The organism is Eubacterium sp. AF17-7, assembly GCF_003461285.1.
Taxonomy (GTDB): Bacteria; Bacillota; Clostridia; order Lachnospirales; family Lachnospiraceae; genus Eubacterium_U; species Eubacterium_U album.
In genome coordinates, this window is record NZ_QTWU01000001.1 from 306552 (window position 1) to 328435 (window position 21884).

25 protein-coding genes are annotated in these 21884 nt (G+C 36.7%); 24 read left to right on the forward strand and 1 reads right to left on the reverse strand.

From position 1 onward, the window contains the following. Positions 1–182: 182 nt before the first annotated feature. Positions 183–404, forward strand: coding sequence for a DUF1858 domain-containing protein (locus DWW96_RS01245; RefSeq protein ID WP_022088604.1), 222 nt, complete (start codon positions 183–185; stop codon positions 402–404). Between the two features lie 158 nt (positions 405–562). On the opposite strand, the gene DWW96_RS01250 is transcribed toward DWW96_RS01245, so the two are convergent. Beyond that, entirely contained in the window at positions 563–1111 is a 549-nt protein-coding gene (locus DWW96_RS01250) for a DUF6465 family protein (protein ID WP_117908511.1), read from the reverse strand. Positions 1112–1593: 482 nt separating this feature from the next. Here DWW96_RS01250 and DWW96_RS01255 point away from each other — a divergent pair, with 482 nt between their 5' ends. From DWW96_RS01255 to DWW96_RS01360, 23 genes are all read left to right on the forward strand, one after another. Continuing rightward, a complete protein-coding gene (locus tag DWW96_RS01255) occupies positions 1594–2034 on the forward strand; it encodes an NfeD family protein (RefSeq protein ID WP_022088039.1) in 441 nt (146 codons plus the stop codon). Between the two features lie 28 nt (positions 2035–2062). Next, the gene (locus tag DWW96_RS01260; RefSeq protein ID WP_117908513.1) at positions 2063–2977 is read left to right on the forward strand and encodes an SPFH domain-containing protein; all 915 of its coding nucleotides are present in this window, start codon (positions 2063–2065) and stop codon (positions 2975–2977) included. 176 nt (positions 2978–3153) lie between these two features. After that, positions 3154–3390: a hypothetical protein gene (locus tag DWW96_RS01265; RefSeq protein WP_022088037.1), complete on the forward strand. Its 237-nt coding sequence runs from the start codon at positions 3154–3156 to the stop codon at positions 3388–3390. Positions 3391–3403: 13 nt separating this feature from the next. After that, positions 3404–3982, forward strand: coding sequence for a hypothetical protein (locus DWW96_RS01270; RefSeq protein WP_022088036.1), 579 nt, complete (start codon positions 3404–3406; stop codon positions 3980–3982). Positions 3983–4099: 117 nt separating this feature from the next. Next, positions 4100–4780: a response regulator transcription factor gene (locus DWW96_RS01275; RefSeq protein ID WP_022088035.1), complete on the forward strand. Its 681-nt coding sequence runs from the start codon at positions 4100–4102 to the stop codon at positions 4778–4780. A 7-nt stretch (positions 4781–4787) separates the two neighbouring features. Then, a complete protein-coding gene (locus DWW96_RS01280) occupies positions 4788–6155 on the forward strand; it encodes a HAMP domain-containing sensor histidine kinase (RefSeq protein WP_117908515.1) in 1368 nt (455 codons plus the stop codon). Positions 6156–6341: 186 nt separating this feature from the next. Then, a complete protein-coding gene (locus DWW96_RS01285) occupies positions 6342–6668 on the forward strand; it encodes a DUF6145 family protein (protein ID WP_022088033.1) in 327 nt (108 codons plus the stop codon). Beyond that, positions 6669–7439, forward strand: coding sequence for a type III pantothenate kinase (locus tag DWW96_RS01290; RefSeq protein WP_117908516.1), 771 nt, complete (start codon positions 6669–6671; stop codon positions 7437–7439). Positions 7440–7448: 9 nt separating this feature from the next. After that, on the forward strand, positions 7449–8405 hold the full coding sequence (dusB, locus tag DWW96_RS01295) for a tRNA dihydrouridine synthase DusB (protein ID WP_117908518.1): 957 nt from the start codon (positions 7449–7451) through the stop codon (positions 8403–8405). A gap of 78 nt (positions 8406–8483) precedes the next feature. Then, positions 8484–8969, forward strand: coding sequence for a transcription elongation factor GreA (greA, locus tag DWW96_RS01300; protein WP_117908520.1), 486 nt, complete (start codon positions 8484–8486; stop codon positions 8967–8969). Positions 8970–9014: 45 nt separating this feature from the next. Beyond that, complete coding sequence (gene lysS / locus DWW96_RS01305; RefSeq protein WP_117908522.1) at positions 9015–10559, forward strand: lysine--tRNA ligase; 1545 nt, start codon at positions 9015–9017, stop codon at positions 10557–10559. A 239-nt stretch (positions 10560–10798) separates the two neighbouring features. Continuing rightward, positions 10799–11020 carry a DUF6462 family protein gene (locus tag DWW96_RS01310; RefSeq protein ID WP_008395358.1) on the forward strand — a complete coding sequence of 74 codons (222 nt, stop codon included), beginning with the start codon at positions 10799–10801 and terminating at the stop codon, positions 11018–11020. An 8-nt stretch (positions 11021–11028) separates the two neighbouring features. After that, positions 11029–11487, forward strand: coding sequence for a DUF6462 family protein (locus DWW96_RS01315; RefSeq protein WP_008395356.1), 459 nt, complete (start codon positions 11029–11031; stop codon positions 11485–11487). Between the two features lie 3 nt (positions 11488–11490). After that, complete coding sequence (locus DWW96_RS01320; RefSeq protein WP_005340582.1) at positions 11491–11775, forward strand: DUF6462 family protein; 285 nt, start codon at positions 11491–11493, stop codon at positions 11773–11775. Between the two features lie 153 nt (positions 11776–11928). Then, positions 11929–12051: a hypothetical protein gene (locus tag DWW96_RS14505; RefSeq protein ID WP_004611516.1), complete on the forward strand. Its 123-nt coding sequence runs from the start codon at positions 11929–11931 to the stop codon at positions 12049–12051. A gap of 267 nt (positions 12052–12318) precedes the next feature. Beyond that, the gene (locus DWW96_RS01325; protein WP_243003008.1) at positions 12319–12471 is read left to right on the forward strand and encodes a hypothetical protein; all 153 of its coding nucleotides are present in this window, start codon (positions 12319–12321) and stop codon (positions 12469–12471) included. Beyond that, the gene (locus DWW96_RS01330) at positions 12458–12712 is read left to right on the forward strand and encodes a hypothetical protein (RefSeq protein WP_083794712.1); all 255 of its coding nucleotides are present in this window, start codon (positions 12458–12460) and stop codon (positions 12710–12712) included. Before DWW96_RS01325 ends, DWW96_RS01330 begins: the two co-directional genes overlap by 14 nt. A gap of 9 nt (positions 12713–12721) precedes the next feature. Next, entirely contained in the window at positions 12722–13684 is a 963-nt protein-coding gene (locus tag DWW96_RS01335) for a ParM/StbA family protein (protein ID WP_330394027.1), read from the forward strand. Between the two features lie 8 nt (positions 13685–13692). Continuing rightward, positions 13693–14142: a hypothetical protein gene (locus DWW96_RS01340; RefSeq protein WP_008395352.1), complete on the forward strand. Its 450-nt coding sequence runs from the start codon at positions 13693–13695 to the stop codon at positions 14140–14142. A 5-nt stretch (positions 14143–14147) separates the two neighbouring features. Then, complete coding sequence (locus tag DWW96_RS01345) at positions 14148–14321, forward strand: hypothetical protein (protein ID WP_172622380.1); 174 nt, start codon at positions 14148–14150, stop codon at positions 14319–14321. 235 nt (positions 14322–14556) lie between these two features. Then, a complete protein-coding gene (locus DWW96_RS01350; protein WP_243002990.1) occupies positions 14557–15345 on the forward strand; it encodes a hypothetical protein in 789 nt (262 codons plus the stop codon). A 90-nt stretch (positions 15346–15435) separates the two neighbouring features. Further along, positions 15436–20814: a SpaA isopeptide-forming pilin-related protein gene (locus DWW96_RS01355; RefSeq protein WP_199522657.1), complete on the forward strand. Its 5379-nt coding sequence runs from the start codon at positions 15436–15438 to the stop codon at positions 20812–20814. Positions 20815–20887: 73 nt separating this feature from the next. After that, positions 20888–21883, forward strand: coding sequence for a DUF5688 family protein (locus tag DWW96_RS01360; RefSeq protein ID WP_117908526.1), 996 nt, complete (start codon positions 20888–20890; stop codon positions 21881–21883). Position 21884 lies beyond the last annotated feature (1 nt).

Here is a 21884-nt window from a genome sequence, read left to right on the forward strand (position 1 = left end):
ATAAAAATGTAATGGTTATATACTAAAAATAGAATTGAATTTAGTTAAATATCATTTAATATATCAATTATATATGGAAAGTATTGAATTATAAAAGAGTTAATATTACAATTGGTTTGTCAGAAAGACCTTGGAGAGGGTCTTTAAAAACTACTACTGTATAGATAGAAGGAGAACTTATCATGGCACAGATTACAAAGAATATGATTATCGGCGATATTTTAAAAATTAATATGGGAGTAGTTCCTATTTTATTAAATGAAGGAATGCATTGTATAGGATGTCCTGCATCTCAGGGAGAATCATTAGAAGAAGCTTGCATGGTACATGGCATTGATGCTGATGCGCTTACAGTAAAGTTAAATGAATTTCTTGCAAATGTAGAAAATGAAGAAAATAAATAATATTGTATTAAAAATCTAATGAAGACAGCAATGTTATATATTTCTTATGAAACAATATATTAAAATTAAGATTGTTTTAAATTAACAAATAAAAAGCAATTGCACCAATGTATTAAACGTGGTGCAATTGCTTTTTTATAATATATGTAATTGTTTAATTATAATGTAATAAAACCTGTAGCTTTGTCGATAACATAGTAAGCACGATTATCTTCAGGTTTGATATAAAGTTCAACAGATGTAACTGTTTTCTTTCCTGTTTTGGCTGTGTAATCAGCTTTAGCAGCTTCCTTTAATGCTTCAACATCAAATTCTTTTCCATAGAACTGAACTAATACTTTTTCAACTTTTTTAGCGGCAGCTTTTTTAGTTGTAGTCTTTTTAGCAGCTTCCTTCTTAGGTTCAGCTTTAACAGCTTCTTTTTTTACTGGAGTAACTTTAGCAGCTTCCTTCTTAGGTTCAGCTTTAACAGCTTCTTTCTTTACTTCAGTAACTTTAGCAGTTTCCTTCTTAGGTTCAGCTTTAACAGCTTCTTTCTTTACTTCAGTAGCTTTAGCAGCTTCCTTCTTAGGTTCAGCTTTAACAGCTTCTTTTTTTACTGGAGTAACTTTAACAGTTTCCTTTTTTGTGTCCTTAACTTCAGCTTTTGTATCAATTTTTTTTGCAGTTTCTTTTGCAACAGTTTTTGTAGCTTTTGATGTTGCCATAATGAAATCCTCCTTTTTGTAAGGTCGATTAATAAAAGCCCACCAATATTGTAAGTAAATCAACCTATATAAATAAAATTTTCTATAATATTCCGAAGATAATAATAACGCGGGCAAAAAAAAATTGCAATAAATGGAAAACAAATTTGGCAATACACACAAATAATAAGTCGTAATTTAAAAAAATGTATCAAATATACCAATAAAAAAGTGCCTTAAATATAGTAAATAATTGTTAATTACAGTCTGATGTTTCATACAATTATGAATTAATAAACATATAAAATAGAGGAAAACCGGTATAAATAATGTTGATATTGAACCCTAGGACAAATGCCTATTAAGGCTATTCACTTTGAAAAATTGTTTTTCATATTTGCAAAATCAGGTAATTAAATGTATTCAAAGTAACATAATATTTATTGTAAAAAGATATATATGTATGATAGAATAATATAGAAAAATGCAGAAAGGAGCGAAATATGGATTATGTTGTAGTATGGCTGGCTCTGTTTGTTATACTTGCAGTTTCAGAGTTAATAACAATGGGATTAACAAGTATATGGTTTGCTGTAGGAGCACTGGCCGCATGCTTAGTTTCGGCATTGGGGGCAAATTTGATTGTGCAGGCAATAGTTTTTGTTGTTGTGTCAATCTTAATATTATTATTTATTCGCCCATTTGCAGTAAATTATATTAACAAAGATCCTGAAAAAACAAATGTTGAGTCCATGGAAGGAAAGGTTGGAGAAGTGACGGCTGATATAAACAACGTACTTGCAACCGGAACTGTAAAGATTGATGGAATGGACTGGACAGCAAGAACTGATAATGGAGAAATCATAGAAGCCGGAGAATATGTAAAAGTATTAAGGGTTGAGGGTGTCAAAGTTATTGTCGAAAAAACGGAACTAAATAATTGAGCATGAAGTAAGATTGAGGAGGAGTAAAATGCCATTATTAATTGTAGTAGTAGTATTAGCGTTGATTTTAGTATCAACATGCGTAAAGATTGTACCACAGGCACATGCCTATGTTATTGAAAGACTTGGAGGATATAAATGCACATGGTCTGTAGGTCTTCATTTTAAAGTGCCATTTTTAGATATGTTAGCAAGAAAAGTTAACTTGAAGGAACAGGTTGTTGATTTCGCACCTCAGCCGGTTATTACAAAGGATAACGTAACAATGAGAATTGATACAGTTGTATTTTTCCAGATTACAGATCCTAAACTTTTCTGCTATGGTGTAGAAAGTCCTATTATGGCTATTGAAAATTTAACAGCAACAACTCTTAGAAATATTATTGGTGATTTGGAATTAGATGAAACACTTACATCCAGAGAAATTATTAATGCTAAGATGAGACAGTCTTTAGATGAAGCAACAGATCCATGGGGAATTAAAGTTAACAGAGTGGAACTTAAGAACATCATTCCACCAACAGCAATTCAGGATGCGATGGAAAAGCAGATGAAGGCTGAACGTGAACGTAGAGAAGCAATCTTAATTGCAGAAGGTGAAAAGAAGTCAGCTATTCTTAGAGCAGAAGGAAAGAAAGAATCAGCAGTACTTGAAGCAGAGGCAGAAAAACAGGCAGCAATCTTAAAGGCTGACGCTGAAAAACAGAAAAGAATTCTTGAAGCAGAAGGTGAAGCACAGGCAATTCTTAAAGTACAGAATGCAACTGCAGAAGGTATCAAATTAATAAAAGAAGCAGGAGCAGACCAGTCAGTACTTACATTAAAGAGCTTAGAAGCATTTGCTGCGGCAGCAGACGGTCAGGCAACAAAGATTATAATCCCATCTGACATTCAGGGACTCGCAGGCTCAGTAAAAGCAATAACAGAAGTAATAAAAGACTAATAATAAAAAAAGACAGGTTCTTAAGAAAGCTTGCTTTCAGAGAGAACCTGTCCCTTTTTTTGAGGATACTACGAATGCCACAAAAATTACCGCAAAATTGCCACATCAGTATAATTGAATAAGTGAATATGAAACTTTATAATAAACAAAGGCAGACGAATGATTAGAGGGGAAAAATGGATAAGATAATAAAAAAGACAATCATAGGAGTTATGTTATGCGTTGCCTGCATAACAATATGTGCATGCAATGGAAAAGAAAAAATAAAAGAGACAACTGCTGTAAATGATAATACATATATAGAAGAAACAACAAATCAAGAAGTAAGTACAAATAATGAAGAAAGTACACAGGACGCTTTAGATGAAGCGATTAAGCAGTTAGAAGAATTAAATGATATTTTAAAGGATTAAAAGGAAGGGTAAAATGAAAAGAATAGCACAGACATTTTTTATAACAATGACAATAATTATGATTTATAGCATGAGTGCATTTGCGGCAGTAGATTATAATGTTATGACAAATGAAGAATTAGATGTAATTATAGAAGACAATAATTCTATTATTGATACTAAAAGTGTAAAACTTACAGAAATAAACAATAAATGCATAGAATTAATAAAAAAGAATACAAAACCAACAGAAGAATTTAAAATAAAAATAAATGAATATACTGAAAATTTGAAAATATATACTGAAAGAATACGTGCACAGAAGGAAGTGTGCCAGAAGAAAAGCTTAAAGATGGAAAATGCAAAATTAAATAATAAGAAGAAAAGTTATATAAAAAAACAACAGATAAAATATATAAAGAGTCAGAACAAGCTTTCATCTATTTTGAGAAAAGCTACAAAAGAATCAAATGAAATGAAAAAATATATTAGAAGCAGTCAAAAAGTAACAGAAAGCAAGGTTATTACTACAACAGACAGAAGATTAAATTGCGATAACCGAAAAATACAGATAGCATCGTTAGAATTAGAATCTGTAGTTTCAGAAAATTAAAGATAACCGTAAATAGGAGGAAACAAAATGAACAAAGTTCATTTTTTATAAATGTTTCCGACGAATAGCCGCTGACCGAAGGGCGGGGGCATTACATATTTTATAAGAGGGATAAAAATGAGCGAATTAATTTATATAGCTGATGATGAAAAGAATATACGTGAGTTAGTAAAATGTTTCTTAGAAAATCAGGGATATGAAGTTGAGACATTTTCTAATGGAGATGATTTATTTAAAAGATATAAAGAAAAAAATGCTGATATGATAATTTTAGATGTTATTATGCCGGGAACAGATGGTGTGGAAATATGCAGGCAGATAAGACAAATAGCAAATGTTCCAATAATCATTTTATCAGCAAAAGATAGCGAAGAGGATAGGATAAAAGGAATAAGTGTTGGCGGGGATGATTATCTGACAAAGCCGTTTTCACCAATAGAACTTGTGGCGAGAGTTCAGGCATTATTTAGAAGAATTTCGATGGATAAGGTAGAAAAAGTAGAAAAGGTTACATTTGGAAATATAAAAATTGATGTGACTAAGAAGCAGGCATATGTAGATGATGAGGAAATTGCTCTTACACCACTGGAATTCGACTTCCTTAAATATCTTATACAAAAGAATAATCAGGCAATTTCTAGAGAAGAATTGCTTAAAGAAGTGTGGAAAATCGCATATGATATTGATACAAGAGCTACAGATGATACAGTAAAGAGGCTTAGAAGAAAAATAGCAGACAGCAATGTAGAAATAAAAACAGTATGGGGATATGGATTTAAAATGGCATTAAAAAAGTAGGTGTAAAATGAGAACGATATATAAACAATTATTGTCATCAATGCTTGCAATTTCAGTTGCAGTACCTATTATAATCTTAGTTATTTTTAATGTTGTAATGACTAATAATATACAGACCACGGCTAAAAAGGAATTATCAAGCACAATGACAACGATGGAAAAACTTGTGCAAACATCGTATGAAGAAGGGGACTCATCAGAACTCCTTACTAATTTAGTTGCAGCTCTTACTTCCACAAAATTATCAGGAAACACTAATTTTTATATTTTGAGAAATGAAAATATAAGTTTTAAGAGTGATAGTGGGTTTGAAATAAATGATGGTCAGATAATAAAAATTTCAAAATCAAAAAAAGATATCCACAGAGAAAAAATTAATAATTATCAGTGCTACATTTCAGTTGTATCTTTAGACAATTACGAGGGTGTTAAAAATGCATCAATGGTATTTGTAACGAATACGAGGAATGGGACAGACAATCTTGTAAATTCTAATGTAATATTAATGATTATTATACTTATTTGCATGATAGTAAGTGTTGTATTTTCCGTAAAATTGTCAAAAAGTATTAGCAATCAGATTATGAAAGCCTGTGCTTACGCAAATGAAGTAGGAAATGGAATATTTACAAATAAAATTGAAGGACAGTCAAATAAAGAAATAGAAGATTTGTATAAGAGCCTTAATCATATGGCTGCAAAATTAAAAGCAAATGACGAAAATCAAAAGAGTTTTTATCAGAATATTTCTCACGAGTTTAGAAATCCACTTATGTCAATACAAGGTTATGCAGAAGGTATTGAAAGTGGAATATTAAGCGATAATGTAGGGGCGGCATCAGTCATCAGACAGGAAAGTATAAAACTAAATAAGATGGTGGCTGAACTTCTTACATTATCCAAATTTGATAGTAAGATGTATAATGTTTCCATTGAGAAATTTAATGCAAGAGAGATTATGTTAGATGCTTTGCAGAGAATAAAAGGAATTGCATTAAAAGAAGAAATCGATATTGATATGGAAATAGATAAACAGATGAGCATAAATATTGACGAAGATTTGTTCCATAATGTTATTTTAAACATTACATCAAATTGTATTAGATATGCAAAAAAACAGGTTTTTATCAGAGGATATGTAATGGAAGGTAAAAACGTAATTGAAATATACGATGATGGAGATGGAACAATTGAAAAGAACATTCCTCATTTGTTTGAAAGATTCTATAAAGGAGAAAAAGGAAACTTCGGATTAGGTCTTGCAATAGCAAAAGAAGCAATGGAAAACATGAATGGAAATATAACTGCAATACCAAATGGAGAAAGCAAAATTCCGGGAAATTATAAAATTAAATTTTTGCTATGTTTTAGCTAATATTTGTCAAATTAATTTGGTTAAGGCAAATTGAATATTAAAAAATGCCAAAATGGGAAAAGAGTTGTATTAATAATTAACAGATATTTACTCTACTTTATTAACATTAGTAAGTTTTTCTTGACAAATTCTGTATTTTGCGTAAAGTTAAAAAAGACGAAATGACAAAGAACGGAGAAAAACAGAATGTTTAATGAAAAAATGGTTTTGTGTGCGTCTAATGCATATGAAAAAAAGTATTATTTAAACGATCAATTTTCTAATCTTCCGGAGCGTGTAAAACAGGAATTGCAGATTATGTGTGTGCTGTTTACAGAAGAAGTAGGTGGAATTCTTATTTTGCAATATGAAGAAGATGGAACATTACAGATTGTCACAGAGGCAGATGAGGGAGACCTTTTATATGATGATATAGGATGCGGATTAAAGGTTAAGCAGATGCAGCTTGATAAGAGAGAACTTTTAGAATCACTGGAAATGTACTATAAAGTATTTGTTTTAGGAGAGGAATAAATGTTAATTACAGTTGACGCCGGTAATACTAATATCACACTTGGTGTATTTAAAGAAAAAAAAGTTTATGCTACATTTAGAATGACAACTCAGATGGCAAGAACATCAGATGAATATGGAGTATTAATTGCAGAAATGCTTGGACGAAAAGGTATTTCACCTAAAGATATTGAAGCAGTAATAATATCATCGGTTGTACCTAAGATTATGTACTCATTAACAAATGGAATTTACAAATATATTGGATTACATCCTATTGTTATTGAGGCAGGCACAAAGACGGGAATAAAGATTCAGCGTGCAAATCCTAGGGAAGTTGGAACAGATAGAATCGTAGATGCAGTAGGTGCATATGAATTGTATGGTGGACCATGTATTGTAATTGATTTTGGAACAGCTACAACATATGATTTAATTACAAAAGATGGAACATTTGCAGCAGGAGTTACATCTCCGGGTATCAGAATTTGCGCAAAGGCATTATGGAATGATACTGCAAAGCTTCCTGAAATTGAAATTAAAAAGCCTGAATCAATACTTGGAAAAGATACAATTACGAGTATGCAGGCGGGTATAGTTTATGGCTATATCGGACAGACAGAGTACATCATAGATAATATGAAAAAGGAAAGCGGACTTCTCAACGCAAAAGTTATTGCAACAGGTGGTCTTGGAAGAATTATTTATGAAAATACGGATAGAATAGATATTTATGATAAGGAACTCACTCTTCAGGGAATGAGACTTATTTACGAAAAAAATAAAAAGTAAAGGTGCTTAATGAAGATAGGAAATATTGAAATTGAAAATTGTTTGGCACTTGGACCAATGGCAGGAGTAACAGACCTGCCATTTCGCTTGTTGTGTAAAGAGATGGGGTGCAACATGCTTTACACGGAAATGGTTAGTGCAAAGGCAATTCTATATAAAAACAAGAATACCAAAGAATTATTGAATATAGATAAAAATGAACATCCTGTAGGAGTTCAGTTATTTGGCTCTGACCCTGATATAATGGCACAGATTGCAGCACAGGTTGAAGAAGGAGAGTGCGATTTTATCGACATAAATATGGGATGCCCGGTTCCTAAAATTGTAAATAACGGCGAAGGCTCAGCATTATTAAAACAGCCAAAACTAGTAGAAGAAATTCTTACAAAAATGGTTAAGGCCGTAAATAAACCTGTCACTGTAAAGATACGAAAAGGCTTTGAAAATGGAACGGTTTATGCTGTTGAAATTGCAAAAATTGCAGAAAGCTGTGGTGTATCGGCTATAGCAGTTCATGGAAGAACGAGAGAACAATACTATAGTGGCAAGGCAGATTGGGATGTAATAAAAGATGTAAAAAAAGCAGTAAAGATTCCTGTAATTGGAAATGGAGATATTTTTTCAGCTGAGGATGCAAAGGCAATGAAAGAATATACCGGATGTGATGGATTAATGGTTGCAAGAGGTGCAAGAGGAAATCCATGGATATTTAGAGAAATTAAAGAATATCTTGAAAATGGGAATGTTATAGACAAACCGAAAATAAATGATATAAGAGAAATGATTATAAGACATGCTAAAATGCTTGTTGATTATAAAGGTGAGTATACAGGTATTAGAGAAATGCGAAAACATATCGCATGGTATACGGCAGGTTTGCCACATTCAGCAGAACTTAGACGTATGTGTAACCAGATTGAAACTATGGAAAATTTAATAGAGACGGTTAACGCGAAACTGCAATAAACATTGACATTAATGCCGTGTTAGGCTATTATTAATTGTAAAACTTTAAATATAAAAATTTGATCGGAGGATTAAAAAATGGCAGAAACAAAGAAGAACGTACTTACAAAAGCCGGACTTGATAGATTGGAAAAAGAATTAGAAGATTTAAAGGTAAATAGACGTAGAGAAGTCGCTCAGAAAATTAAGGAAGCAAGAGAACAGGGCGATTTATCAGAAAACGCTGAATATGATGCTGCAAAAGATGAGCAGAGAGATATTGAAGCAAGAATAGATGAAATCGAAAAAATTCTTAAAAATGTTGAAGTAGTTGCTGATGAGGACGTTGATATTAATAAAATCAGTGTTGGATGTCATGTAAAAATCTTCGATTATGAATTTGATGAAGAATTAGAATTTAGCATTGTAGGTTCTACAGAAGCAAACAGTCTTCAGCAGAAGCTTTCAAATGAATCTCCATTAGGAATGGCATTACTTGGTCATGAAGTAGGTGATGATGTACTTGTTGAATTAGCAGATGGAGAAGCTAAATATAAAGTATTAGAGATTAAGAAGGTACTTTAATTTTAATAAAAATTCACAAAAAGATATAGATATAAAGGAGTAACAATGGGACAGCAGAATAACCAGAATCAGCAGCAGGATATTAATCAGCTTTTAAAGGTAAGACGTGAAAAATTAGCTGATTTGCAGGAAAAGGGAAAGGATCCTTTTCAGATTACTAAATATGAAGTGACACATCACAGTCAGGAAATTAAAGATAATTTTGATAAATTAGAATGCGTACATGATGAAGAAGGAAAATTAATTAGAGATGACTCTAAATTAATTTCAATTGCCGGACGTATTATGTTAAAACGTGTAATGGGTAAGGCTTCATTCTGTAACGTTCAGGATAGAGATGGTAACATTCAGGTTTATGTTGCAAGAAATGATATAAGCAAAGAAGAACCATGGGAAGAATATAAGGATTTCAAGAAAATGGATATCGGTGATATCGTTGGAGTTAAAGGTTATCCATTTAAGACTAAGACAGGTGAAATGAGTATTCATGCAACAGAAGTTACTCTTCTTACAAAGAGTCTTCAGATTCTTCCTGAAAAGCATCATGGTCTTACAAATACAGATATGAGATACCGTCAGAGATATCTTGATTTAATTATGAATCAGGAATCAAAGGAAACTTTCATTAAGCGTTCAAAGATTATTAAGGAAATCAGAAACTTCCTTGATGCAAAAGACTTTATGGAAGTCGAGACACCTATGCTTGTACACAACGCAGGTGGTGCAGCAGCAAGACCATTTGAAACACATTACAATTCATTAGATGAAGATGTTAAACTTCGTATTTCTCTTGAATTATACCTTAAGAGACTTATCGTTGGTGGTTTAGAAAGAGTATACGAAATCGGTAGAGTATTTCGTAACGAAGGTGTAGATACAAGACATAATCCTGAATTTACACTTATGGAATTATATCAGGCATATACAGATTACTATGGTATGATGGACCTTACAGAAGAAATGTTCAGATACCTTGCAGAAAAAGTTGTTGGAAGTACAAAGTTTACTTACAACGGAATTGAAATCGATTTTGGTAAGCCATTTGAAAGAATCACAATGGTTGATTGTATTAAGAAATACACAGGCATTGATTTTGATACAGTTGCTACAGATGAAGAAGCTAAGGCTTTAGCAAAAGAACACAATATTGAATTTGAAGAAAGACATGGAAAGGGTGAAATCATTAACCTCTTCTTTGAAGAATTCTGTGAAAAGAACCTTATCCAGCCTACATTTGTTATGGATCATCCAATTGCAATTTCTCCACTTACTAAGAAAAAACCGGAAGATCCTACTAAGGTAGAACGTTTTGAGTTATTTATTAATACATGGGAAATGTGTAACGCATACTCAGAACTTAATGACCCAATTGATCAGAGAGAAAGATTTAAACTTCAGGATGCAGCTGCTGACGCAGGTGATGAAGAAGCTAACCATACAGATGAAGACTTCTTGTATGCACTTGAAGTAGGTATGCCTCCAACAGGTGGTATAGGTTATGGAATAGACAGACTTTGTATGTTATTAACTGATTCACAGGCTATTAGAGATGTATTGTTATTCCCGACAATGAAGAGCTTGGATAAATAAACCTAGTGTTTATGCGGGATTGAGGCATTTGAGTACGTCAAAGGACGCATTAAAAGACGTATTTTGGCATAGTCATTTACATCAGTATGAAAGAGTACACAATCTGAAAAGAATAAGACTCAATCGAATATGAACTACTAAGAGGACATTTTCTAAAGAAATTTAGAAGATGTCCTCTTTTTTGCGTTATGGAGAAAATACGTCATTTGTTATGAAGTCAAAGTGAAAGGAGCACAGCAATGGATGAATCAAAGAAAAAAGATAGATATGAGGATGCAAAAAAGTTTGTAAGATATTCAGATGGTGCAAAGATGTACAGTATGGGAATGACAAAATTTCAAGAAGTGGCTAAGGATGCCAAGGCTTGTTATAAGATTGGTCAGCTTGTACTTGTTAATACAGAAATATTGGATAAGTATCTTGAAACTTTTCATATTACAGATTCTGAGTTTTATAAGTAGGTGATGTTATGGTAAATACATTGAGTGGTTCAGTTAGTGCCTATAGAAAAGAAATTGTAAAACCAAGATTTATTCGTATTGATGAAGTAATGGCTTTATTAGATGTAACACGAGATGAGGCAATGGATATAGCATTAGCTGCTGGAGCAAGATATCAGCTTGCAAAGATTATATTAGTACATAAGGAAAGGTTGATGAAATTTATGAAACATTTTGCAAGAGTGCCTAGTTCAAACAAAATCGTAGAAAAGAAGTTTGTAAGAATTGGGGAAGCTTCAATGACATATAGCATAGGGCATCATAGATTTATTGAAATGGCTAGAGCAGCGGGTGCTGTATATAAGATTGGAACAGCTAAGGGAAATACTATATTAATAAATTTGGAAATTTTTGATGATTATATGGAGCAATTCAGAGAACCGCCAACAGAAATGAAACATCCATTGCCAAATGTGAAAGGAGACTGATGAATGAGTTACTCATATAAGTGCTATTCAGATACAAAGGATTTTATGAAAAAATTTGTCAATGCAGAGGAAGGAGCGATTATTTATGGGATAAGTAAATCTAGAATCATAGTAATTGCGAGAGAGGCAGGAGCAGTCTATAAAGTCGGTAATTCAGCATTAATCAATACGGAATTATTTGAAAAATATCTTGAACGATTCAGAGAGCCGGCAAGAGAACTGCCTAAGCATACATGGAACAAATTAAAGGAAATGACAAATACACCAAAAACTGGTGAAAATTCGTAAAAATACACCAGTGGTGTCACTTCCGTAAAATTAAAGTGCATTGTAGAATATCAATTGTCCAAGAGAGATTGGACATAACAATTGAATAATCAGTTACAGATTTGCAAAGTAGTTTGCACTGCAGAGTATCTGTAGGTAGTAAATTTACGGGGTATGTACCTGGAGGATGAAAGTCACAGCTATCATATTAGTAGTCTGATGGATCGAAAGATGAAGGGCGAGAAGCTGGATGGAAATCTGGTAAAAGGAATAGGCATGTTGCGTAAGGATAATTAACCACAGAGGGCGAGAAGTTCGTCCTTATCCTCAAAAGGCTAAAAGAGGAGATAGTGCTTCTGATAATTCAGAAGGGCGTCGTGAAACACATTTTGTGGCTCGTCTGTAACTCCCGGAGGTGAGAACACCTCTTTGTACACGGGGCGATATAGGAGTCTAGAAGACTGGCGTGTACCTACATGCTTAGCGTTAAGCATAGCCATGTAGACTATATCACTTCCAAATTCAAATTCTGTCTATATGGCAACTAATTTGAAGGAGGATAAAGTGGTGATGGGATTTAGCATAGCATTAATAATTATTGTTCTTATCGTATTGTATTCGTTAGCTAGGACGGCAGGAGAGTCGGACAGGACAATGGAACAGATAAGAGAGCAATCACTCCTTGGAAGGGAGGAGAGCTCTGGTGGGAACAGTTGAAAAAAGAGATAAGCATAAGAAACGCAGGTTTGTATCTTCAGAAGAAAAGCTTGAAAGAGAATTAAAAGATTGTATGCATTGTAGATTCTTCTGGGGACATAACAACAGATGTGCCAATGGAACATGTTGTAAACCATCTAAGAAAAAGGAACAGAAACTTCCGACGGAATGTGTCGGATGTCCATATTATCGAGGGAATGGTTATTGTTTTCCTTGTATGCGAAAGCTGATAGGAAAGTAGGTGGTTAAGATGTTCAAGTGGCTGTTTAAGAAGAAAGGATGTGCAAAACACATGAATAACAAGTTAGAAGTAATCGGCATTGATCATGGATGGTCAATGATGAAAACAATCTCTCAGGTATTTGTCACAGGTGTTAAGGAGATTACAACAACTCCGGCACTTTTCGGCGATGTACTTGAGTATGAAGGAAAGTTCTATAAGGTTGGAGCTGTGAGGCAGGAAGTAAAGGATACAAAGGTCGAAGATGACAGCTTTTATCTTCTCACTCTTGCAGCAGTTGCTAAGGAACTTAAAAGAAGAGGTCTTGCAGAGGCAAAGGTATTTCTTGCTGTAGGACTTCCACTTACAAGATTTGGAGCAGAGAAGAATGATTTTATCAAGTACCTGACAAAGAATAAGCGTGTAAGCTTCAAATATGAGAATGAGTCATATCATATTGAAATTGATGATGTGGCAGTATTTCCTCAGTGCTATGCAGCAGTAGTGGACAAGATTCCTGCTATGGCAAAGAAAACACTGATAGTAGATATTGGAAGCTGGACAATCGACATTATGCCGGTAATCAACAAGTCACCGGATGAATCAAAGTGTGTGACGATTCCAAAAGGTCTTATTACCTGTATGCGTTCTATCAATGAGCAGTGTGTAAGACAGCTTAACGGAGAGGTAGACGAGTCAGAGATACAGAACATCATGCGATATGGCAGGTCAGATATTGATGATGAATACTTTGCCATTATCAAGGCTGAGATAGAGGATTTTGTTGATAAGGTATATAACTCAATCCGTGAGTTTGGGTATAACTTAAAGACTACACCGATTGTATTTGTCGGTGGCGGGGCAGTTGTGATGAAAAACTTTGGGAGCCACGATGCCAAGAACATTTCCTATAACCTTGATGTAAAGGCAAATGCAAGAGGATATGAGCAGCTTGCCACAATGGGACTTAAAAGCACTAAGCGATTATCATAAGGAGGCAGATGATGGGAAGAAGACTTGAATATGAAGTAAAAACTTCTGTCCGCCTCAACATGAGCAATCCCCAGCATGTGAAAATCAATGATGTGATTCAGAACCTTGATCCGAAGATTTTCAAATCTAAGAACCAGTTCATTATAGATGCGATTCAGTTCTACATTGATAATTATGGAAAGGAAACCTTTGTTATCAAGAAGAAGGAAAAAGAGAGGGCTGAATATATCCGGTCAGAAGATATTGATGACATTAAGGAAGAAGTCATTGAAGCAGCAACCAATGAGGCTAGAAAAGAGGTAATAAAGCTGTTAGGCGGAGTGATATCCGGGATGAATGTTGGTCAGCCGGTAATTATGCAGGCAGCCAATAGTGAAGCACAAGAACTTACAGAAGATGTTATGGACGATGCAGATGTTGCAGGTCTTGCAATGGGATGGATGTCGAAAGGAGACTGATTATTATGAGAAGAGTTATGGGAGCCGTAGGAACAGTGATTTTAGAGATACTCAAGTGGATATTAAGGATAATTCTTGGAGCTTTGAAGCTGGTCTTAGGACTTGCCAGAATAATTCTTCTTCTATTCGCAATGGTGGCAAGGGTATTTCTTTCATTCGTAAGAATGGGCACATTCTGAGAGGAGGTGAGCGTATGCAGGTAAAGGGTTTATTCTTAAATTATAAGAAAAACAGAAGACTTATGCAGTATTTCTTTAAAATAAGAGAGCTGGTATAATGAAAGGAGTTTAAGATGCACAGAATACGGGACAGTCCTATGTGTCCCGTGCATTACAGATAAATAGTTCACTGCAAGGGTGGATGGCACGGAACACAAAGCCCGTCCCTCTTGCGGAGAAGGGATGGGTGATTACTATGAAGAAGATAAGTATTATCTTATTATCCGCAGTACTGGTCTTTTCAATGGCTGCCTGTAATGGTGGTAAGGAAAAGGCTGATAATCAGACGGAGAAACAGACGGAAAGCGTAAAGCCAACTGAAGAAGTAGCAATGGCAACGGAAGCTGTCACAGAGGTCACAACCGAAGCTGGAAGTGAAGAGACAGAGAAAGATATTGCCGAGGCTAAAGATTCAGAAGAGAAGACTGATAAGGAAGATAACCAGTCCGCTGATAATGAAACTGCTTCAAAGCAGGAAGAAAAGCCAAAGCAGAATGACGAGCCGGAACAGAAAGCTCCTGAAAATGATAATGAGGAAGCTGGCGGAAATCAGAGTAATGCAGGTAATGGTGGTCAGACTACAGACAGTCCGAAAGACAATGTGAGCAATCCACAGCCTGCATCCGTGGTATACAGTCCACAGAATGTTGTGTCACTTGCAACAGCAAAGTGTCAGGCAGGAGGGATGATTACCACACAGCAGAATTTACAGAACCATTTGAATGATGGCAGTATCACGCAGGAAGAGTACAATGAGTATTATCCTTACGATGGTATGGAAGGCTCTTATTATAGTGTGTTTGTAGAGACAGACCTCAACAAAGCAAGTACCATTGATGGACAGCGGTTATCATCTGAGGATGCAATCGCAGAATATATTGCAAGTATGTTACTTTTGGAAACAGATCCGGTATTCTACATCAGTTATGATGGAGTTTACACGACAGGCGGCACAGACTATTACGAGTTTCGATGTCACAGATAAATAAAAACGAATAGAAGCAGAAGGAAGAAAGATGTAAGCCATAAACTTATGTCTTTCTTTTTTATGCGTAAATTAAGGAGGAAAAAGCACATGAAACAGAAACTAAAGCGTTTTATGGCAGGATTTATGGCTATGCTCACACTGGTTGGAACACTCTTTACGAATGGAACAACAGCATTTGCAGCCAGTCCGCAGGCAAATATTGCGTTCTGGAATGCGTCAGTCAAAAATTCCGGAGAAGTAAGTGAGTTGAAGCCCGGATATAATCATGGCAAGATTCTGTATTCAATTCTTGACGGAAATTCTGCATATTGTATGAATTTCGGATTAAGAGCAGATGGCGGTCAGCTTATGAACAGCTACGATGATGCGAGCACATCAATGTCAGCACAGCAGAGAAAGCTTTTAAGTTACTGCCTTTATTATGGGTTTAACAGTACACAAAAGGCGGCACCAAGCAACAGTCAGTGCGATGAGTATATCGCAACTCAGGCAATGGTATGGGTTATTGTAGCAGATATCTTTGGAACCGGAAGTGGTGATTCGGCAGCGAGAAAGCTCTGCAACACAGCACCAAGTCCGGCTTCTTCATACAGCTATTATGAGAGACTCAGGGACAATATCAGCAGCTCCTACAATGCAACACTTCCAAGTTTTGCATCACGCAGAACCAGTGAGGCACCAACTTATGAATTAAAGTGGAATGATGGAAGTCAGAGATTTGAAACAACATTATCTGACAGCAATGGTGTTTTATCGGATTTTGATTTTGGCATCAGCGGATATTCTGTTGATAAGAATGGCAACAGTATTACCATATCTTCAACGAGTGTGAATACTACAGCTACAACAGGAACATTCACATCCAATGCAGGCAAGGTTGAGACAACATCAAGCTGTGTATTCTGGCTTACAGGAAAAAGCGGATATCAGGAGTTTATTTCTGAAAGACCGACAGCAGATCCTGTCAAAGCCTATATCAAGGTCAAGACAGAGAACATCGGATATGGTGAGCTTACAAAGACAGATGAGTCAAGCGGAGTGAAGCTTTCCGGTGCAGTTTATGGAATCTATTCTGACAGCGGATGCACAAACAGAGTACAGACCATGACAACAGATGGAAACGGATATGCAAAGTCAGCTGCACTTGTTGCAGGCACTTATTATGTAAAAGAAATTACCGCACCAAAGGGATATGTCCTTTCCGGTAAGGTTCATACACTTACTGTAAAAGCAGGACAGACAACGGGAATCTCTGCAACAGATAAAGAGCAGCTTGGAGCAATCACAATCTACAAAGAGGGTGAGGTGCTTAGCTCATGGAATGGAAGCAATTTCACCTATGAGAAAAAGAAGCTTTCCGGAGCAGCATTCAAGGTAACTGCCGGGGCAGATATCTACAAGGCAGATGGTACAAAGGTGTATAGTGCTGGCGATGTTGTAGCAGAAAGCCTAACAACAGGAACTGACGGACAGGTGGTATTATCTGACCTTCATCTTGGAACTTATGTGATTACTGAGATTAAGAGCATTGACGGATATACAATCAATACCACACCTCAGACAGTAGCAGTTGAGTATAAGGACCAGACTGTGACAGTCCAGTATGAATCAACTACGATTGAGAATACAAGACAGAAAGCGGATGTATCTGTCGTAAAGAAGGACTCTGACACAGAGAACCCTCTTGAAGGCGGCAAGTACACACTTTATGCCGGAAATGACATCAAAAACTATGCCGGACAGGTTATTGTGACAAAGGGTACAGCTCTTGAGACAGTAACTACAGGTGAGGACGGAAAGGCAAGCTACAGCGCGGATCTGCCAATCTCTAACGGATATTATATCCAAGAGACACAGGCACCATATGCGTATATCAGAAACAGTAAAGATGTTTACAGCTTCAATTTCAATGTATTACCTGAAACACAGGCAAAGGCATCATTCAGTCATACATTTGTGAATGACAGAACGACAGCAAAGATTCATATCTACAAGGTAGACAAGGAATCAGGCAAGGCAGTTGCCCAGGGAGATGCAAGCCTTGAAGGTGCAGTTTATGGTCTTTATGCAAGAAACGATATCGTGCATCCGGACGGAGCAACAGGAACTGTATTCAAAGCAGGTGACCTTGTAGCAACACTTACAACAGATAAGAATGGCGAAGCAGAGGTCAATAACCTTTACCTTGGAAACTATTATGTGAAAGAAATCACTCCATCAGAGGGGTATCTCTTAGACGAAGAGGAGCACGATGTAGTATGTGACTATGAGGGAGACCTTGTAGCAGAGGTATCAAGAAGCACAACCTCAGCAGAGCAGGTCATCAAGCAGCCATTCCAGCTTATCAAGGTATCTGACAATGGCGATGATACTGAAGCAGGACTGCTTGCAGGTGCAGAGTTCACAGCATACTTAAAATCTTCTTTATCCGTAAAGGCAGATGGAAGTTATGACTATGACAAGGCAACTCCGGTAGTAATCGGGGAAAATGGAGCAACAACAATCACATCCGATGACAAGGGACATGCAGTTTCCATTGCAATTCCTTATGGAACTTATGTGGTAGTTGAGTCAAAGACTCCGCATAACATGAAGACAATCAAGCCATTTGAGGTAAAAATCAGCGAGAATCATCCTGACAAGCCTCAGACATGGAGAGTGTTCCTTGACAGGGAGTTTACTGCAAAGCTTCGTGTAATCAAGAAAGATTCCGATACAAAGCAGACAGTGCTTGTACCAAATGCAGAGTTTAAGATCTTCAATATTGATAAGAACGAATATGTGAAGCAGTACACAACTTATCCGTCAAAGGTAGAGCATACTTCATTCTTTACAGACGAGGATGGAGATTTGATCTTACCGGAGGCACTTAAAATCGGTAATTATCGCATTGAAGAGGTCAAAGCACCATTCGGATATGTTGTAAATGATAAGTATGTCAACATTGCTGTTGATACTGACACAGCATTTGAAACAGATGGTGATACAAATGATGCAATCATTACTGTGGAATATTCCGATGCCCCTGCAGTCGGAGAGCTGACTGTAGAAAAGAAGGGAGAGGTACTTGACGGATTCAGGGGTGGACTTCTTGCAAGCTCATATGAGAAAGAGTTTGTTTATAAGGAAGGTTCACTTGCCGGAGCAAAATTCAAAGTTTATGCTGCCGAGGATATTTACACAGCAGACAACCAGAAGGATGCAGACGGAAACCGCATTAAGTATTACAGCAAGGGAGACCTTGTGACAATTCTTACAACTGGCAAGGATGGAAAGGCAACAGCTAAGAATCTTCCTCTTGGACAGTACAGAGTTGTGGAAGCATCTGCTCCATACGGATATGTATTAAATACGAATGAACAGACAGTCACATTCATTTATGTGGATGATAAGACACCTGTTATCAAGGAAAGCCTTACTTTCTCTGATGACAGACAGAAGCTTGATATGTCAGTGACTAAGCTTGATGCAGAGGATAACACACCGATTGCTGGTGCAGTATTTGGTCTTTATGCAGACGAGGATATCAAGAATGTCGATGGCAGGGTTATTATCGAGAAAGGCACACTTCTTGAGAAAGCAACTTCTGATGAGAATGGAAAGATTGCATTTGTAAAGGATTATCCATTTGCAAAGTATGTTGCAAGGGAGCTTGTAAAGCCTGCCGGATATGTGACAAACGAAGAGGTAGTAACCTTTGATACCAAGTATCAGGGACAGGATGTGAAAACTGCTGTATATAGCAGCGAGTATAAAAACACGCCTACAACCTTTGAGTTTACTAAGACAGATATCACAAGCGGTGCAGAGCTTACGGGTGCAACACTTACTGTACTTGATAAGGATGGAAATGTGGTAGACACATGGACATCTGATGCTAAGGAAGCACATGTGATCAAGAGACTTGTAGTTGGAGAGACTTACACACTTCGTGAGGAGTCTGCTCCTTACGGATACCTTAAAGCAACAGATATCCAGTTTACAGTAGAGGATACAGGCAAAGTGCAGCATGTAGAGATGAAGGATGAAGTACCTACAGGTTCCATCGTTATCAATAAGGATGGCGAATTTGTAACAGACACTACTCTTATGAAGGGTTACTGGTATGACTTTATCTTCAATTTCTTCAAGGACAGCCTTGCAGGAGTAACTTTTGATGTATATGCAAAAGAGGATATCGTAAGTGCTGACGGACTTGACACTGTATATCATAAGGCAGGAGACAAGGTGGCAACCATTGTGACAAATGATAAGGGTATTGCAAGAGTTGATGATCTTCCACTTGGCAAGTATTATCTTGTTGAGACAAAGACTATTGATGGATTTGTATTAGATGATACACCGATTGAGGCAGACCTTTCCTATATCGACCAGAACACAAAGGTTGTGTTTGCAGGAATGGATGTGACAAATGAGCGTCAGAAAGTGCAGATTACTGTAACCAAGACTGATTCAGAGACTAAGGAAGCACTTGAAGGAGCAGTATTTGGTTTATTTACGAAAGAAGACATTGTGAACAAAGATGGCAAGGTAATCGTAAAAGCTGATACACAGATTGAGAGAACCGTAACAGGAAAGGATGGCAAGGCAGCATTTACCTCTGACCTTCCACTTGGACAGTATTATGTTAAAGAGATTGAGGCACCAAAGGGCTATGTGAAGTCTGATAAGATTTTTGATGTGGATGCTTCATATCAGGGAGATAAGGTAAAGGTTATCGAGTTTGAGGCAGTATTTGAAAATGCACCGATTAAGGTAGAGATTTCAAAGACTGATATCACAGGCGAGAAAGAATTACCTGGAGCAAAGCTTTCAGTTATTGATGCTGATGGAAAGCTTGTTGAGAGCTGGACATCAGAGGCAGGAAAGACTCATATGATTGAGAGGCTTCCTGTCGGAAAGTACACACTCAGAGAGGAATCTGCACCATATGGATATAAGGTGGCAAGTGATGTAACCTTTGAAGTAAAGGAGACAGCAGAAATCCAGAAGGTATCCATGAAGGATGAGCAGGCAGTCGGAAAGATTGTCATTGAGAAAACTGACAAAGTAACCGGAAAGCCAATTGAGGGTGTTGTATTTGAAGTAAGGGATAAGGACGGAAAGGTGCTTGATACACTCACTACTGACAAGAATGGTCATGCAGAGAGCAAGGAGCTTCCTATCTGTACTTACAATGAGGATGGATCATTTAAGGAAGATATCCATTATACAGTGGTTGAGACAAAAGCAGCTGACGGATATATCCTTGATGAAACAGCTCATGATGTAACTCTTCGATATGATGACAATGCACCGGATGTTGTTGTAACAACACTTAAGCTTGCCAATGTACCGACAGAGCCTAAGCTTCCGCAGACAGGCGACAATGCAAATCCGCTTCTTTATCTTGGAATTGGTGCACTTGCACTTATTACAGGTGTTGGAGTAGGACTTCGTGGAAGAAAGAAAAAGAATAAACAGTAACAATTAACCTTGCGGGGAATGTAAGCCGGTGACTTATGTTCCCTGCTTTTTTAGATTAAGGAGGAACCGTAATATGATGAATTACGAGATTTTTAAGGAAGTAGTAAAAGAAAAGTTTATGGATTATATGCCTGAGAAGTTCAAAGGAATGGAGCTTGTGGCAGAGCCGGTGGAAAAGGTGAATGTGACTCTTGATGGCATCATCTTAAGAGAGGAAGGCAGGAACATTTCGCCTACGATTTATATCAATGACATGTATAAGAAGTATCAGGAATGTGGTGATCTTGAGGAAACACTTATGGCTGCATGTGACTTTATGGAAAGGGCATATGAGCAGGCTCCGGTTGTTGATGTGGACAGCATTATGAGGGATGCTAACGAGAAGATTGTATTCCAGCTCATCAATACAGAGCAGAATAAGACATTTTTGGAACAGGTGCCGCACAGGGAGTTTCAGGATCTTTCTATTGTGTATAAGGTAATTATCAGTGCTGATAAGGATGCGGTGCAGAGTTCAAAAATTACAAATGAATTTGCGAAAAGACTTGGAATGAGCGAGGAACAGCTTTTTAAGTGTGCAGCGGAAAACACAAGAAGACTCTTCCCACCTGTAGTACGAAACATGAATGATATTATGAGAGAAATGTTCGCAAGGGATGGGATGCCACAGGAGATTGCAGATATGATGATAGCCGAGATTCCACCAGAGCAGACGATGTGGGTGATTTCCAATGAAAAGGGTATCAATGGTGCAGCATCCATGCTTTATGAGAATGAGCTTCATGAGCTGGCAGAGAGTTTAGAGAGTGACCTTTATATTCTTCCTTCGAGCGTGCATGAGGTTATTGCAGTATCTTCAGATATGGGAAGCCCTGAGATGCTTGCACAGATGGTAGTCGAGGTAAATATGCAGGAGGTGTCTTTGGACGAGAGACTTTCCAATCAGGTATATCACTATGATAAGGATTTAAGAAAGCTCACACTTGCTACAGACACTCCGAATAAGAGACTCGATGGCATTGTGGCAGAACCACCGCTTGTATATGACTCTAAGGAAAAGTCGAGATAGG